The sequence below is a fragment of the Chelativorans intermedius genome, from assembly GCF_025398255.1.
Lineage (GTDB): Bacteria > Pseudomonadota > Alphaproteobacteria > Rhizobiales > Rhizobiaceae > Chelativorans > Chelativorans intermedius.
Genome location: NZ_JAODNW010000007.1, coordinates 53,676 through 69,315, shown reverse-complemented (window position 1 = coordinate 69,315; position 15,640 = coordinate 53,676). Strand labels below are relative to the sequence as shown.

At 65.9% G+C, this 15,640-nt stretch carries 17 protein-coding genes; 6 read left to right on the top strand and 11 right to left on the bottom strand.

Going from position 1 to position 15,640, the window contains the following annotated elements:
- Positions 1-50 precede the first annotated feature (50 nt).
- Positions 51-2,498, top strand: a complete 2,448-nt coding sequence (gene gyrB / locus NYR58_RS07160; protein WP_261519795.1) for a DNA topoisomerase (ATP-hydrolyzing) subunit B — start codon at positions 51-53, stop codon at positions 2,496-2,498.
- 25 nt (positions 2,499-2,523) lie between these two features.
- Here gyrB and mbfA read toward each other — a convergent pair whose 3' ends face one another.
- From mbfA to NYR58_RS07105, 11 genes are all read right to left on the bottom strand, one after another.
- On the bottom strand, positions 2,524-3,507 hold the full coding sequence (gene mbfA / locus NYR58_RS07155; protein ID WP_261519794.1) for an iron exporter MbfA: 984 nt from the start codon (positions 3,505-3,507) through the stop codon (positions 2,524-2,526).
- 87 nt (positions 3,508-3,594) lie between these two features.
- On the bottom strand, positions 3,595-4,923 hold the full coding sequence (locus NYR58_RS07150) for a bifunctional folylpolyglutamate synthase/dihydrofolate synthase (protein ID WP_261519793.1): 1,329 nt from the start codon (positions 4,921-4,923) through the stop codon (positions 3,595-3,597).
- A 37-nt stretch (positions 4,924-4,960) separates the two neighbouring features.
- The gene (accD, locus tag NYR58_RS07145) at positions 4,961-5,899 is read right to left on the bottom strand and encodes an acetyl-CoA carboxylase, carboxyltransferase subunit beta (RefSeq protein WP_261519792.1); all 939 of its coding nucleotides are present in this window, start codon (positions 5,897-5,899) and stop codon (positions 4,961-4,963) included.
- A gap of 58 nt (positions 5,900-5,957) precedes the next feature.
- Positions 5,958-6,800 (bottom strand): tryptophan synthase subunit alpha, encoded by an 843-nt coding sequence (gene trpA, locus NYR58_RS07140; protein ID WP_261519791.1) that lies wholly within the window; start codon positions 6,798-6,800, stop codon positions 5,958-5,960.
- A 2-nt stretch (positions 6,801-6,802) separates the two neighbouring features.
- Complete coding sequence (locus NYR58_RS07135; RefSeq protein WP_261519790.1) at positions 6,803-7,444, bottom strand: NYN domain-containing protein; 642 nt, start codon at positions 7,442-7,444, stop codon at positions 6,803-6,805.
- A gap of 221 nt (positions 7,445-7,665) precedes the next feature.
- Positions 7,666-7,992, bottom strand: a complete 327-nt coding sequence (gene cutA / locus NYR58_RS07130; protein ID WP_261519789.1) for a divalent-cation tolerance protein CutA — start codon at positions 7,990-7,992, stop codon at positions 7,666-7,668.
- Positions 7,992-9,212, bottom strand: a complete 1,221-nt coding sequence (gene trpB, locus NYR58_RS07125) for a tryptophan synthase subunit beta (protein WP_261519788.1) — start codon at positions 9,210-9,212, stop codon at positions 7,992-7,994. Before trpB ends, cutA begins: the two co-directional genes overlap by 1 nt.
- A complete protein-coding gene (locus NYR58_RS07120) occupies positions 9,209-9,877 on the bottom strand; it encodes a phosphoribosylanthranilate isomerase (protein WP_261519787.1) in 669 nt (222 codons plus the stop codon). Before NYR58_RS07120 ends, trpB begins: the two co-directional genes overlap by 4 nt.
- Before the next feature lie 108 nt (positions 9,878-9,985).
- On the bottom strand, positions 9,986-10,747 hold the full coding sequence (locus tag NYR58_RS07115) for a M48 family metallopeptidase (protein WP_261519965.1): 762 nt from the start codon (positions 10,745-10,747) through the stop codon (positions 9,986-9,988).
- Positions 10,748-10,864: 117 nt separating this feature from the next.
- Complete coding sequence (locus NYR58_RS07110; RefSeq protein WP_261519786.1) at positions 10,865-11,284, bottom strand: DUF2852 domain-containing protein; 420 nt, start codon at positions 11,282-11,284, stop codon at positions 10,865-10,867.
- A 128-nt stretch (positions 11,285-11,412) separates the two neighbouring features.
- Entirely contained in the window at positions 11,413-12,186 is a 774-nt protein-coding gene (locus tag NYR58_RS07105) for an alpha/beta hydrolase (RefSeq protein ID WP_261519785.1), read from the bottom strand.
- Between the two features lie 197 nt (positions 12,187-12,383).
- On the opposite strand from NYR58_RS07105, the gene infC reads away from it, so the two are divergent.
- The 5 genes from infC (at position 12,384) to pheS (ending at position 15,632) form a co-directional block, all read left to right on the top strand.
- The gene (infC, locus tag NYR58_RS07100; RefSeq protein WP_261519964.1) at positions 12,384-12,920 is read left to right on the top strand and encodes a translation initiation factor IF-3; all 537 of its coding nucleotides are present in this window, start codon (positions 12,384-12,386) and stop codon (positions 12,918-12,920) included.
- A gap of 54 nt (positions 12,921-12,974) precedes the next feature.
- Positions 12,975-13,595: a methyltransferase family protein gene (locus NYR58_RS07095; RefSeq protein ID WP_261519784.1), complete on the top strand. Its 621-nt coding sequence runs from the start codon at positions 12,975-12,977 to the stop codon at positions 13,593-13,595.
- Between the two features lie 159 nt (positions 13,596-13,754).
- The gene (gene rpmI, locus NYR58_RS07090) at positions 13,755-13,955 is read left to right on the top strand and encodes a 50S ribosomal protein L35 (protein ID WP_261519783.1); all 201 of its coding nucleotides are present in this window, start codon (positions 13,755-13,757) and stop codon (positions 13,953-13,955) included.
- Positions 13,956-13,985: 30 nt separating this feature from the next.
- On the top strand, positions 13,986-14,387 hold the full coding sequence (rplT, locus tag NYR58_RS07085; RefSeq protein WP_261519782.1) for a 50S ribosomal protein L20: 402 nt from the start codon (positions 13,986-13,988) through the stop codon (positions 14,385-14,387).
- 159 nt (positions 14,388-14,546) lie between these two features.
- Positions 14,547-15,632 (top strand): phenylalanine--tRNA ligase subunit alpha, encoded by a 1,086-nt coding sequence (pheS, locus tag NYR58_RS07080; RefSeq protein ID WP_261519781.1) that lies wholly within the window; start codon positions 14,547-14,549, stop codon positions 15,630-15,632.
- The last annotated feature ends 8 nt before the right edge of the window (positions 15,633-15,640 follow it).

Here is a 15,640-nt window from a genome sequence, read left to right as displayed (position 1 = left end):
CGGCATTTCCGAGCGCCCATTTGCGGCGCCTTCCTTGACGAAAGCGTTTGATGAGCGACACGCCCGAAACACTTCCCGGCGAACCGGCCGAATACGGCGCCGAATCCATCAAGGTTCTCAAAGGTCTCGATGCCGTCCGCAAGCGCCCCGGCATGTATATCGGCGACACGGACGACGGCTCGGGCCTGCATCACATGGTCTACGAGGTGGTGGACAACGCCATCGACGAGGCGCTGGCCGGCCATGCCACGCTGGTGACGGTGACGCTCAATCCCGACGGCTCCTGCACGGTGACCGACAATGGCCGAGGCATTCCCACCGAGCTGCACGCCGGGGAAGGCGTGTCGGCGGCCGAGGTCATCATGACCCAGCTTCATGCCGGCGGAAAGTTCGACCAGAATTCCTACAAGGTCTCCGGCGGGCTGCACGGCGTCGGCGTTTCCGTGGTCAACGCGCTCTCCTCCTGGCTGAAGCTTAAAATCCGCCGCAAGGGCAAGATCCACGAGATGAGCTTCACCAATGGCGTGGCCGATGCGCCGCTGGCGGTGACCGGCGAGGCCGGCGCGGAGACGGGCACGGAGGTGACCTTCCTGCCCTCCCCCGAAACCTTCACCATGACGGAGTTCGACTATTCGACGCTGGAGCACCGCCTGCGCGAGCTTGCCTTCCTGAATTCCGGCGTGCGCATCATCCTCACCGACCGGCGCCATGCCGACGTGCGGCAGCAGGAATTTCTGTATGAAGGCGGCATCGAGGCGTTCGTACGCTATCTCGACCGGGCCAAGAAGCCGCTGATCGCCGATCCCATCGCCATTGTCGGCGAACGCGACGGCATCACCGTCGAGGTGGCCATGTGGTGGAACGATTCCTACCACGAGAATGTGCTCACCTTCACCAACAACATCCCGCAGCGCGACGGCGGCACGCATCTGGCGGGCTTTCGCGGCGCGTTGACACGGCAGGTGACCGCCTATGCGGAATCCTCCGGCCTGACGAAGAAGGAGAAGGTGTCGCTGACGGGCGACGACTGCCGCGAGGGGCTGACGGCGGTGCTTTCGGTGAAGGTGCCGGACCCGAAGTTCTCTTCCCAGACGAAGGACAAGCTGGTCTCATCCGAGGTGCGGCCGGTGGTCGAGGGCCTCGTCAACGAGGCGCTGGGCACCTGGCTCGAAGAACACCCGGCCGAGGCCAGGACGCTGGTGAGCAAGGTGGTGGAAGCCGCGGCAGCCCGTGAGGCCGCGCGCAAGGCGCGGGAGCTCACCCGCCGCAAGGGGGCGCTCGACATCACCTCGCTGCCCGGCAAGCTGGCCGACTGCCAGGAGCGCGATCCGGCAAAATCCGAGCTCTTCATCGTCGAGGGCGATTCGGCCGGCGGCTCGGCCAAGTCCGGCCGTTCGCGCAAGAACCAAGCCATCCTGCCGCTGCGCGGCAAGATCCTGAATGTCGAGCGCGCCCGCTTCGACCGCATGCTCTCTTCCGACATGATCGGCACGCTGATTACGGCACTGGGCACCGGCATCGGCAAGGACGAGTTCAACATCGAGAAGCTGCGCTATCACAAGATCATCATCATGACGGACGCCGACGTGGACGGCGCCCATATCCGCACGCTGCTTCTCACCTTCTTCTTCCGGCAGATGCCGGAGATCATCGAACGCGGGCACCTCTATATCGCGCAGCCGCCGCTCTACAAGGTAACGCGCGGCAAGTCCGTCCAATACATCAAGGACGAGGCTGCCTTCGAGGAGTTTCTGATCGACAGCGGCCTGCAGGAGGCGGTGCTGGAGCTTTCCGGCGGCGAGGTGCGCTCGGGCGAGGACCTGCGCCAGGTGGTGGAGGACGCACGTGCCGTGCGCGCGCTCATCAACGGGCTGCACACGCGCTACGACCGCTCCGTGGTCGAACAGGCGGCCATTGCCGGGGCGCTGAACGCAGCCGTGCTGGCCGATACGGCGCGCGCCAGCGAGGCGGCGGAATATGTGGCGCGGCGGCTCGACATCATCTCCGAGGAGACCGAGCGCGGCTGGCAGGGGCGCCTCAACCCCTCCAACGAAGGGGCCGGCGGCTATCTCTTCGAGCGCACGGTGCGCGGGGTGCGCGACGTCATCGTTCTCGACCCCGCGCTCATCGGCTCGGCCGATGCGCGCGCCATCGATCGCTACACGGCGCGGCTGCAGGAAATCTACGGCAAGCCGCCGGTCCTGCGGCGCAATGACAAGGCGGAGTCCATCTCGGGGCCGATGGCCCTGCTCGACGCCATCTTCGCCACCGGCCGCAAGGGGCTGACCATGCAGCGCTACAAGGGGCTTGGCGAGATGAACTCGGAGCAGCTCTGGGAGACGACGCTCGACCCCAACGCCCGCTCTCTCCTGCAGGTGAAGGTGCCGGATGCGACGGACGCCGACTCCCTTTTCTCGCGCCTGATGGGCGACGAGGTGGAGCCTCGCCGCGAGTTCATCCAGGAAAACGCGCTCTCGGTGGCCAATCTGGACGTGTGAGGGGACGGGCGCCCGCCACCGCCGTTCAGGCGTTGCCGATTAACATTCCCGCGGCAAACACCAGCGCGCCGCCCAGCACCACCTGGAAGATGGCGCGGCTCCACGGCGTTTCCATGTAGCGGTTCTGGATGAAGGCGATGGCCCACAGCTCCAGGAAAACGATGGCGATGGCGATCGTGGTGGCCGTCCAGAAATCGGGGATGAGATAGGGCAGGGCGTGGCCGAGGCCGCCGAGCGCCGTCATGATGCCAGTGGTCAGGCCGCGCTTGAGCGGCGAGCCGCGCCCCGAGATCACGCCGTCGTCGGAGGCGACCTCGGTGAACCCCATGGAGATGCCGGCACCCAGGGAGGCGGCGAGGCCGACGAGAAAGGTCTGCCAGGTGTCGCCCGTGGCGAAGGCCGCGGCGAAAATGGGCGCAAGCGTGGAGACCGAGCCGTCCATCAGCCCGGCCAGCCCCGGCTGCACATAGGTGAGGATGAACTGGCGCCGCTCCGTGCGCTCCTCCTGCCGGCCCGCATCGCCCTCCAGATGCTTCTCGGCAAGATGGCCGGCCAGCGCCTCGTGGCGCTGCTCGGCCGCCGCCAGATCCCCCAGGAGCTTGCGGGTCGCGGCGTCCTCGGTGCGCTGCGCGGCATGGGCGTAGAAGCGCTGCGCCTCCTCCTCCATCAGCGCCGCCTGGGCGCGCACATTCTCAAGCCCGAGGGGGCGCACCAGCCAGTCCGGCCGGCGCTGGTAGTAGCCGCGCACATGCTCGCGGCGGATGAGCGGAATACGCTCGCCGAAACGCTTGCGGTAGAGCTCGATCAGCCAGGCGCGGTGCCTGTCCTCTTCCGCCGCCATCTCCTCGAACATCGCCGCGGTGTGCGGGTAGTCGTCCGCAAGCCCATCCGCATAGGCGCGGTAGATGCGCGCATCGTCCTCCTCCGAGGAGATGGCAAGCGCCAGGATCTCCTGCTCCGAGAGAGAAGAAAAGGCACGCCGGTTGAAACCGAACAGACGATTGAACATGAGACGGGGAATCCAGTTAGTTTAGAATAATTCTAAACTATGACCGGGCTGACGAACCGTCAAGGCGGATGGGACCGGAGGGATGGTTCAATCCGGCGGCGTTCCGTTCTCCGCCAGCACCTCGCCCACCAGATAGAGCGATCCGGCAATCAGGATGCGCGGCGGGCTGTCACCGTTCCACGTCTCGGCCAGAAGCCTCAGCGCATTGGCAACGGAGTTTACGGGTTCCGCCGAAAGGCCGGCCTCGCCGGCCCGGGCGGCAAGCGTGCTGTTGGGCACGCCGGCGTCGCTGTTCCTCACCGGCACCGTATAGACATGGCGCACGAGGCCGGAAAAGGCGCGGAAATAGCCGATCTGGTCCTTGGTCTCCAGCATGCCGGCGATGAGAAGCAGGGGGCGGGGGCGCTTCTCCTCCGCCTCCGCGAGTGCCTCGGCAATGGCCGCGCCCGCACCCGGATTGTGGCCGCCGTCGATCCAGATCTCCGCCCCTTCGGGCGCCAGCGCGGAGAGCCGGCCCTCGGGAAGACGCTGCAGGCGGCCCGGCCAGGAAACCCGCGTCATGGCCCGTTCTGCCGCCCCCTCTTCAAGGGCAAAGCCCGCCGCCTTGACGGCGGCGATGGCGGCGGCGGCGTTGGCGATCTGGTGGCGCCCGGCAAGGTGCGGCAGCGGCAGGTCGAGCAGGCCGTCCTCGTCCTGATAGACCATGCGGCCATGCTCCTCCACGGCGATGAAGTCCTGGCCGTAGACCTTGAGGGGGCAGCCCAGTCGCTCTGCCGTTTCGATCAGCACCTCGCGGGCGGCGTCCCATTCCTGCTGGCCGACGACGACAGGCGCGCCGGGCTTGATGATGCCGGCCTTTTCGGCCGCGATCAGCTCCACCCGATCTCCCAGATACGCCTCATGGTCGAGCGAGACCGGCATGATGAGGCTCACGGCGGGGCGGGGAATCACGTTGGTGGCATCGAAACGGCCGCCAAGCCCCACCTCGACGATGGCGGCATCCGCCGGGTGCTCGGAAAACAGCTCGAACATGACGGCCGTGAGAAGCTCGAACACGGTGATGGCCTCGCCGCCATTGGCCTGTGCCACGCGCTCCACCGCCTCGGCCAGCACGGCATCCGCCACCAGGCGCCCGCCGCCGGGCGCGGCCAGGCGGTAGCGCTCGTGCCAGTTCACCAGATGCGGGGAGGTGTGGACATGGACCGCCCTGCCCGCCGCTTCGAGAAGCGCGCGCGAAAAGGCAGCAGCCGAGCCCTTGCCGTTCGTGCCGGCGATGTGGATGACCGGGGGCAGCCGCTGCTCGGGATTGCCGAGCCGGGAGAGCAGCCGGGCGATGCGCTCCAGCGACAGGTCGAATCCCTTGGGGTGGAGCGACATCAGCCGCTCGATGGCCTGCCCTGCGGTATCCACACTCATCTTCGCAGCCTTCAGCGGCAGGATTTCAAGACGGCGCTCACGTCCGGGTGGCGGCTTCGGCGCGCTCCGCAGCGGGCGGCGCCGACAGCACGGCCGGAGCCTGCGCGCCCTCCTCGGTCCCTTCCTCGCGCGTCTTGAGCAGGATCTTGAGCAGGCGCGCGATGGTGGGCTTCAGCTCCTGGCGCGGCACGACCATGTCGACCATGCCGTGCTCCAGAAGATATTCGGCGCGCTGGAAGCCCTCGGGCAGCTTCTCGCGGATGGTTTGCTCGATGACGCGCGGTCCGGCAAAGCCGATGAGCGCGCCGGGCTCGGCGATGTGGACGTCGCCCAGCATGGCATAGGAGGCGGTGACGCCGCCGGTGGTGGGGTTGGTCAGCACCACGATGTAGGGAAGGCCCGCCTCCTTCAGCCGGTCCACGGCGACGGTGGTGCGCGGAAGCTGCATGAGCGAGAAAATGCCTTCCTGCATGCGCGCGCCGCCGGAGGCGGCGAACAGCACCAGGGGCAGGCGGCGCTTCAGCGCCGTTTCGAAACCGCAGATGATGGCCTCGCCCGCCGCCATGCCCAGCGAGCCGCCGATGAAGGCGAAGTCCTGCACCGTGGCCACCACCTCCAGGCCCTCAACGCGGCCCACCGCGTTCAGCACCGCATCTTCCAGGCCCGTCTTGGAGCGGGCGTCGCGCAGACGGTCGGTATAGCGCCGCTCGTCGCGAAACTTCAGCGGATCGGTGACGACCTTGGGGTTCTCCAGCGTCTCGAACGCACCCTCGTCGAAGAAGAACCGCAGGCGATCGCGCGCCTTGATCTTCATGTGATGGCCAGAGGAAGGGATGACCCACTGGTTTTCCTCCAGATCCTTGTGGAAAACCATCTCGCCGGTCTCCGGGTCCTTGATCCAGAGATTTTCCGGCATCTCGCGGCGGCCGAACATGGAGTTGATCTTCGGCCGCACATAGTTGGTGATCCAGTTCATGGGCTCGCCCTTCTCGTTGCGGTTCGGCTGTCGTGCTTTTGCGGCGGAAATGCGGTCTTTATTCGGCAGTGGCGAGGCGCGCCTCGCGCACGCCCCCGGCCAGACCGCGCACCAGGGTGGAGACGGCCTCCGCCGGATCGGCGGTCGCCCGTCCGTCGGGGCCCAGCACATTGGCAATGGCATTGACGATCGCCGTTCCCACCACCACGCCGTCGGCCACGGCGCCGATGGCGCGCGCCTGGGCGGCGGTCTTGACGCCAAAACCGACACAGACCGGCAGCGACGTGTGGCCCTTGATGCGGGACACGGCCGCACCGACCTTCGACGTGTCGGGCAACGCCGAGCCGGTGATGCCCGTCATCGACACGTAGTAGACGAAGCCGGAGGTGTTCTCCAGAACCTTGGGCAGGCGCTTGTCATCCGTGGTGGGCGTGGCAAGGCGGATGAAATTGATCCCCGCGCCAATGGCCGGCAGGCACAGCTCCTCGTCCATCTCGGGCGGCAGGTCGACGACGATGAGACCGTCGATGCCGGCAGCACGGGCATCGGCCAGGAAGCGCTCCACGCCGTAGATGTAGATGGGATTGTAGTAGCCCATCATCACGATGGGCGTCGTGTCGTCCCCCTGACGGAAGGCGCGGGCCATCTCCAGCGTTCGGGCCAGCGTCTGCCCACCCTTCAGTGCGCGCTGGCCGGCGGCCTGGATGGCCGGGCCATCGGCCATGGGATCGGAGAAGGGCATGCCAAGCTCGATGATGTCGCTGCCCGCCCCGGGCAGCGCCTTCATGATCCGGAGCGCCGTCTCGTAATCGGGATCGCCGGCCATGAAGTAGGTCACGAGCGCAGGCCGGTTTTCCGCCCTCAACCGGGCAAAAGCCTTGTCGATGCGCGTGTGGGTCACATCTACACCTCAGTATGTTCGCGGTCTGGAGGCTGATACTCCTGCGGGCGAGTTGCTACAACATTGCCGCCGGAGTCCAGCACATGTTCTGGGAAAAGGCATTGCTCGATCTGCCTTTTCGAGATTTTGCGCTTTCTGCTTGCCGCGCTCAGCAGGTCGGCCGAATGACCGAAGTGAGGTGGCGCGACGACGATCACTTCCTTGTCGGGAAACTCGTTGCGCACCATTGCAATCGCGGGTTTGAGGTCGCTGTCCCGCGACACCACATATGCGCGATCATAAGTATCCTTGTAAGCCTCGTCGAGCATGCACAAGGCGATGTTGACGTCGGTTTCCTTTTCTTCATGCCCAATCGTAGCACCCTTGCAGCGCGGGCAATAGCGGTCCTTTTTCTTGAACTTACCGAGTACGATTTCCACATCGACCGCGGCAGGTGCTGCGACATATTGCTCATGCCTGCGACGGGGCCCGGGGAGCCAATCAGCATAGGCTGAAAAACAATAGATGTTTGATGTTGTTTCCGATCTTGAAATCCGCCGTGCCATCAGGGCACGCAGGTTCACCCATTTCAGATGCGGACCGTCCAGCCTGCGGAGTGCGTGATAGAGATTGAATCCGTCGATGAAAAACGAGCAACGTGTCATACGGCCGTTCGATCAATGCCGCAGAAAAGACAAACCCCACGAGCCGGAGCCCGTGGGGGCCGCTGGGCGAACCATGCGGGATTACTGCTTGAATAGCTAGGTGAATTGCGCGCGCGAAGCAACACATTTTGCGCCGGCAGCGTCGAAATCGACAGCGATTCAAGAGACATACGATATCTGGCAATATCTGGCTTCAACAAATGCCGGCACCCACGACGCGGTCATGCCGGCTCCTTCGTCTCCTTGCGCAGCCAGTCGGCGTAGCGCTGGTCGATGTCGTCGAGCGCCGTGGCCACGATGGACGGCGTGTCGTAGGGGTGCAGCGGGCGCACCGTTTCGCACACGGCGTCGAAATGCGCGGCACGCGTCTTGAGCAGAAGCGGCACCTCCTCGGCGCTTTCCACCTTGCCCTGCCAGCGATAGAGGCTGGAAACGGGGGCGAGGATGTTGGCACAGGCCGCCAGCCGCGCCTCAATGCAGGCGGCGGCGATCTTCTTTGCCGTCTGCCGGTCGGGGCAGTTTATCCAGATGTCGATGAAATGCGCCATCAGATCTCCATGCCCAGATGCTTGGCGGCGGAGAAGACATCCTTGTCGCCGCGCCCGCACAGATTCATCACGATGATCTGGTCCTTGCCCATCTTCGGCGCGCGCTTGATGACCTCGGCCAGCGCGTGGGCGGGCTCCAGCGCCGGGATGATGCCCTCGAGGCGGGTGAGAAGCTGGAACGCCTCCAGCGCCTCGTGATCCATGATCGGCACATATTCGACACGGCCCGATTCCTTCAGCCAGGAATGCTCCGGCCCGATGCCCGGATAGTCGAGGCCGGCGGAGATGGAGTGGCCTTCCTTGATCTGCCCGTCCTCGTTCTGCAGCAGATAGGTGCGGTTTCCATGCAGCACGCCCGGCCGGCCGGCCGTCAGGGAGGCGCAATGCTCGTCGCCCTCGAGCCCCCTGCCGCCCGCCTCGACACCGACGATGGCAACCTTGCGCTCGTCGAGGAAGGGATGGAACAGGCCGATGGCGTTCGATCCGCCGCCGACGGCGGCAACCAGAAGGTCGGGCAGGCGGCCCTCGGCGGCCAGGATCTGCTCGCGCACCTCCGTGCCGATCACCGACTGAAAGTCGCGCACCATCTCCGGGTAGGGGTGCGGTCCGGCGGCGGTGCCGATGAGATAGTAGGTGTTCTCGACGTTGGTCACCCAGTCGCGCAGCGCCTCGTTCATCGCGTCCTTGAGCGTGCCGTGGCCGGCGCTGACGGGCTTCACCTCCGCGCCCAGCAGCTTCATGCGGAAGACATTGGGCGCCTGCCGCTCGACATCCGTGGCGCCCATATAGACCACGCAGGGCAAGCCGAAGCGGGCGGCCACCGTCGCCGTGGCCACGCCGTGCTGGCCGGCGCCCGTCTCGGCGATGATGCGCGTCTTGCCCATGCGGCGGGCGAGAAGAATCTGGCCCAGGCAGTTGTTGATCTTGTGGCTGCCCGTGTGATTCAGCTCGTCGCGCTTGAAGTAGATCTTGGCGCCGCCCAGATGCTCCGTCAGCCGCTCGGCGAAGTAAAGCGGCGAGGGGCGGCCCGTGTAATGCGTGCCCAGATGCTCCAGCTCGGCCTTGAAGGCCGGGTCCTTCTTGGCCGCCTCCCAGTGCGCCTCCAGATCGAGGATCAGGGGCATCAGCGTTTCGGCCACGAAACGACCGCCGAAAATGCCGAACATGCCCTGTTCGTCGGGGCCGATGCGGAAGGAGTTGGGTTCAGCCGGCGTGTTCATGCCGTCTCCTCTGGTCGGGCTCCTGCCACGCCGCGCACGGCGTGGAAGAAGGCGCGTATCATCTGCGGGTCCTTGTCGCCCGGCGCCCGTTCCACGCCCGACGAGACGTCGATGCCGCGCGGGCGGCAGGCGCGCAGGGCCGCGGCGATGTTGGCGGCGTTCAGACCACCGGAAAGCATGTAATCCACATCATCGTCAAGAAAGGCGAGCAGCCGCCAGTCGAAGGGGATGCCGTTGCCGCCGGGGAGGACGGCGCCCGGCGGCGGCTTGGCATCGAGCAGCAGGCGGTCGCAGACGCCGCGATAGGCCGCGACGGCCTCGAGATCCTTCTTTTCGCGCACCGCCAGCGCCTTCATCACGGGCAGGGCGAAACGCGCCCTGAGCGCGGCCGCACGCTCGGGGCTTTCCTGACCGTGAAGCTGTAGCATGTCGGGCTGCATCTCGCCGACGATTCGCGACAGCGTCTCGTCGTCGGCGTCCACCGTCACCGCCACGGCAAGCGCCCTGCCCACCGCCGCCCGGCGCAGGCGGCGCGCGGTCTCCACCGTGACGTGGCGGGGGCTCCTGTCGAAGAAGATAAAGCCGACATGGCTCGCCCCGCCTTCCAGCGCGGCGGCCACCGCTTCCTCGCTCTTCAGGCCGCAGATCTTGATGTCGAGTTCCATGAGGCTGGAAGTGGCATGAAATGGCGCCGGTGTCGAGGGAAGAGCGGATGACGGGCCGGGGTGAGCCCATGGCCGGCGCTCCCGGCTCTGCCCGCGACCCGCTGCGCGCTATTCGCCAAATCGGATCGCCTGCAGCGCCGTTCCGTTGCGCTTCAGCCACTGTCTGGCCTCCTGCGTGCGGGGGCACAGCGCCTCGCACAGCGCCCAGAAGCGGGGACCGTGATTCATCTCCTTCAGATGCGCCACCTCGTGCGCCACCAGATAGTTGATCACCGCCGGCGGGGCCATCATGATGCGCCAGGAAAAGGAAAGCACGCCGTCCGAGGTGCAGGACCCCCAGCGGCTGGTCGTATCGCGGTAGCGGATGGCGCGCGCCGGCCGCCCCACGGCCCTGGTGTGGCGGGCGACCAGCGCCTCGATGTCACGCTTGGCCTCCCGTTTCAGGAAGTCGGCAAGCCGCCGCGGCAGATGGCGGCGATCGCCCATCACCACCAGCGCCGGCTGGCCGTCGATCGCCGAAACCTCCACCGCGCCGCGCCGGTGCGGCGCGTGAACCACAAGATGCGGCACGCCGCGCAGCGGGATCTTGATTCCCGGGCGGACGAGCGGCTCTTCCGGCAGCTTCCTGAGCCGCTGTTCGAGCCAGCCCTCATGACGGGCCAGAAATCGCTCCACCTCGGAAAGCGAAAGGCCCGGCGGCACGGTGACGCGCAGCGCCGCGCCACCCGGCGCGATGCGCAGGGTGAGCCGCCTGGCGCGGGGGTTTTCGACGATCCTGAGCGGCAGCTCCCGGCCGGCCACCCGGTGGGAGCGCTCCACCGAGGAGGCCGCCGTCTTTCGCGGTGCCTTGGCTGAAAAACGGGAGAGCATGGCGACCACGATAGACGATTCGGACCGCCATGGGGCGGGAAAAACGCGGACCCGCCCAAACGAAAACGGCGCCCCGCAGAGGGCGCCGTTCGGATCGGCTGGGCAAGGCCGGCGGTCTCAGCCTTCCGCCTTGCCCTCGATGCCGTCGTCGCTGCGGGCACTCCTGCGCTCCTTCATGAAGCGGTCGAACTCTTCCTGGTCCTTGGCGCGGCGCAGCTCGCGCACATACTCGTCGAACTCCTCGCGCATGGCGTCGAGCTTGCGGCGCTCCTCGGCCAGGCGCTCCAGCTCCTTCTCGCGCCATTCGTCGAAGGCGACGTTGCCCGTGCGGGCGTGGACGCGGGAGGCGCGGCGACAGTTGGCGAACATGCCGTCGGTGGCGCGGTTCACGTCGCGCTTGAACTCGCCGAGCCTGTCGCCCCAAAGAATGTAGGCGAGCATGGCGAGCCCGAGCGGCCAGAACACCATGAAGCCGATCACCATCAGGGCGATGGTCGCCGGCGTCCAGGCGGGGCGTATCAGTGCAGAATTGGTCATCGTCACCGGTTCCTCATCGGTTGAAACAGGGGCTGCGGCCGCACAGAAGCACATGGGAAGAGGCATGACGCGTTTCAAGACATGAAACGACGGCACGCCCTGCCTATATGGAGGGGCTGGCAGCAAGCCTATCTCGCCCGCGCGGCAAGCGCCGCGAGCACGCGCCGCATCAGGTCGATGTCCTGCGGGCGCGACAGGCGGTGATCGCCGTCGCGGACCAGCGTGAGCGCCACGTCGTCGGCCGGCAGATGTTCGACGAGGCGCATGGCATGTTCATAGGGCACCTCGGGATCGGCCATGCCCTGGAGAATGTGCACCGGGCAATGGGTGTCTATGATGCCATCGAGCACGCGGTTGCTGCGCCCGTCCTCGATGAGCGCCCGCGTATAAAGGTCGGGCTCCGGCGCATATCGCGACGGCTCCTCGATATAGCCCTGCGTCTGCAGGGCCCGGCGCTGCGCGTCGCTCAGGCGCGGCTCCACCAGCTCGCTGGTGAAGTCGGGCGCCGGAGCGATGAGCAGAAGCCCGCCGAGGCGCGCGCTCTCGCGGGCCCTGTGCAGCTCCTGCACCATTCTGAGCGCGATCCAGGCGCCCATGGAGGAGCCGACGAGGATCTGCGGCCCCTGCGTGAACCGGCGGAAGACGGCGAGGCTCTCGGCCAGCCAGCGCGAGATGGTGCCCTCGGCGAAGGCGCCGCCCGATTCGCCATGGCCGGAATAGTCGTGCCGGGTTGCGGCAAGCCCGTTCTCGGCCGCCCAGGCGTCCAGCGCCTCGGCCTTGGTGCCCAGCATGTCGGAGCGGTATCCGCCGAGCCAGACCAGGCCCGGCGTGCCGCCCGGACGGTGGCGCACGGCAATTTCGACCCCGTCGACCTTGATGCGGGAAGGTTCGCTCTGGCTCATCCGTGTCCTCCTGTGGCATAATGTTCGGGCATGTGCGCTGCGGCGCGGAAGGGAAGGGCGGGGCGTCACCCGCTCCTGCTTTTCCGTGATTCTTTTGCCTGGATATGCTATTGACACAAGGCTCGCCAGGCGCACATAGCCATCCGCCCGCTGCCGCGGGCAAAGCGTTCCGTCAACGATTTGAGGAGACGAAGACCATTCGCAGACCGTTCAAAGCGCCGCCTCCGGTGAAGGAGGGGCCCCGCGCCAACCGCGACATCCGGGTTCCCCGGGTGCAGCTCATCGACGAGGAAGGCAACAATCGGGGTATCGTCGCGACAGAAGACGCCCTGCGGGCGGCCGAGGATGTGGGGCTGGACCTCGTCGAGGTCTCGCCCAACGCCAATCCGCCCGTGTGCAAGATCATCGATCTCGGCAAGCTGAAGTACCAGAACCAGAAAAAGGCCGCCGAAGCCCGGAAGAAGCAGAAGACCATCGAGATCAAAGAGATCAAGATGCGGCCCAACATCGACAAGCACGACTACGAGACGAAGATGAAGGCCGTGCGACGCTTCTTCGAGGACGGCGACAAGGTGAAGCTGACCTTGCGCTTCCGCGGCCGCGAGATGGCTCATCTGGAGCTCGGCATGCAGCTTCTCAACCGCGTGCGCGAAGAGGTGGAGCCGATCGCCAAGGTGGAGGCGGAGCCGAAGCTGGAGGGGCGCCAGATGATGATGGTGCTTGCCCCGAAATAGCCAAGATGCGGTTCAACCCTCGCCGGCAGACTTTTCGCTGGACAGGGGTTGAAGATGCGTGGCGAGACCACCAGGGCGATGGCTGCGTTCCAGTCGTCGCGCCGTTATGTGCTTGCGTTCCTTGTCGGCATCATTTGCGTGCTGCTCATCTTCGGCGGTTCGCTGCATGACGAGCTGGCGCACGAGCGGATCGAGTCCTTCGGCCTTGCCTTCATCCTTGTCGGCATAGGTGGCCGGCTCTGGTCGATCCTTTATATCGGCGGGCGGAAGTCCGCCGAACTCGTTTCCACCGGTCCCTATTCGGTCACGCGCAACCCGCTTTATTTCTTCTCCACCATCGCGGCGGGTGGCGTCGGCGCGCAGACGGGAAGCCTGGTCATCACGGCTCTTTCCGCCGCCTTCTGCGCCACCGCCTTCTACATCGTCGCGCTGCGCGAAGAGCGGTACCTGAAGGCCGTGCTCGGCGCGCCCTATCTTGCCTATCTCGACCGCGTGCCGCGCTTCCTCCCCAATCCACGGCTTTTCAGGGATCAGGAGGAGGTCACATTCAGGCCGGAGATCTTCAACCGGACGCTGCTCGACGGCCTGGTCTTTCTCGTCTCCATTCCTTTCTTCGAACTGGTGGAGGAAGGCCAGGAACTGGGGATCATCCCCATCCTCTTCCGGCTCTTCTGACGTCCGGCTGGCTATTGCGCCGGCGGGCACTTGCTGATATGAGCACCCGTCGTTCGAGCCGGCCGGCAGGGCATGCCGTGGCGGCTCCAAATGCTTTCGGGCCGATATGGCCCGGCCAGATCAAGCGCCGCTCGGCGCACATACCGGAGATAAAGCAAAATGCCCAAGATGAAGACCAAGTCTTCCGCCAAGAAGCGGTTCAAGGTGACCGCCACCGGCAAGGTGAAGGTGCAGGCCGCGGGCAAGCGGCACGGCATGATCAAGCGTTCCAACAAGTTCATCCGCAAGGCGCGGGGCACGATGGTTCTTTCCGATCCCGATACGCAGATCGTGAAGAAGTTCATGCCCTACGGCTTCTGATGACACGCCGGAATTGAAGGAGATCATGCCATGGCCCGCGTGAAGAGGGGCGTTACCGCCCACGCCAAGCACAAGAAGGTTCTGAAGTCCGCCAAGGGCTTCTACGGCCGCCGCAAGAACACCATCCGTATCGCCAAGCAGGCAGTCGAGAAGTCGCTGCAATATGCCTATCGCGACCGCAAGAACCGCAAGCGCAATTTCCGCGCCCTGTGGATCCAGCGCATCAATGCCGCCGCGCGCCAGCACGGGCTGACCTATGGCCGCTTCATCGACGGGCTGAACAAGGCGGGCATCGAGATCGACCGCAAGGTGCTGGCCGACATGGCCGTGCACGAGCCGCAGGCCTTCGCCGCGCTGGTGGAGAAGTCCAAGGAGGCGCTCGTGTATCTGAAGGATACCACCCCGAACGCTTTTGAAAGCGCTGTCGCCTGAGGTCAGCGCTTCCCGAAGCTACAGAGAGATTTTTTCGGGAAACCCGCGCTGGCAGGGCTGGCGCGGGTTTTTTCATGATGGCGACGAGCGAAGATGAGACACATGGACAACGACAATGTGCTTTCCCGGACAGGTGAGGCCGGGACGGAGACAAGGGCGATGAGCGAGTTGGAAGAGCTTGAACGGACCATCCTCCGCGAGATCGCGGCCGCCGGGGACGAGCAGGCGGTGGAAGCCGTGCGCGTGGCGGCGCTCGGCAAGAAGGGCTCCATCTCCGCGAAGCTGAAGACCCTGGGCGCCATGTCGCCCGAGGAGCGCCAGGTGATGGGACCGGCCATCAACGGCTTGAAGACCCGAGTTGCCGAGGCCATCGCCGAACGGCGGGCGGCGCTGCGGGAGGCGGCCATCGCCGAGCGGCTCAAGCGCGAAAGGGTGGACGTCACACTGCCGGTCGCCCGGCCGCCGGCCGAGCGCGGGCGCATCCACCCCATCAGCCAGGTGATCGACGAGATCGCCGCCATCTTCGGCGATCTGGGATTCGAGATCGCCGAAGGACCGGACATCGAGACCGACTACTACAATTTCACCGCGCTCAACTTCCCCGAAGGACACCCGGCGCGCGAGATGCACGACACCTTCTTCCTGGAGCCGGACGAGACGGGCGAGCGCAAGCTTCTGCGCACCCACACATCGCCGGTGCAGATCCGCACCATGGAGGCGCAGAAGCCGCCGATCCGCATCGTCATTCCGGGCAAGACCTATCGCTGCGACTCCGATGCGACGCACTCGCCCATGTTTCACCAGCTCGAAGGGCTGGTGATCGACAAGACGGCCAACATCGCCAACATGAAGTGGGTGCTGACCGAGTTCTGCAAGGCCTTCTTCGAGGTGCCGCAGCTCACCATGCGCTTCCGGCCCTCCTTCTTCCCCTTCACCGAGCCGAGCCTGGAAGTGGACATCCAGTGCGACCGCTCGAAGCCGGGAGAGGTGCGCTTCGGCGAGGGCGAGGACTGGATGGAGATCCTGGGCTGCGGCATGGTGCACCCCAACGTGCTGCGCCATGGCGGGCTCGACCCGGACGAGTATCAGGGCTTTGCCTGGGGCATGGGCATCGACCGCATCGCCATGCTGAAATACGGCATGCCGGATCTGCGCGCCTTCTTCGACGCCGACATACGCTGGCTCCAGCACTACGGCTTCCGCCCGCTCGACATGCCGACGCTGTTCGGCGGGCTGAGCGCTTGACTTCCAAC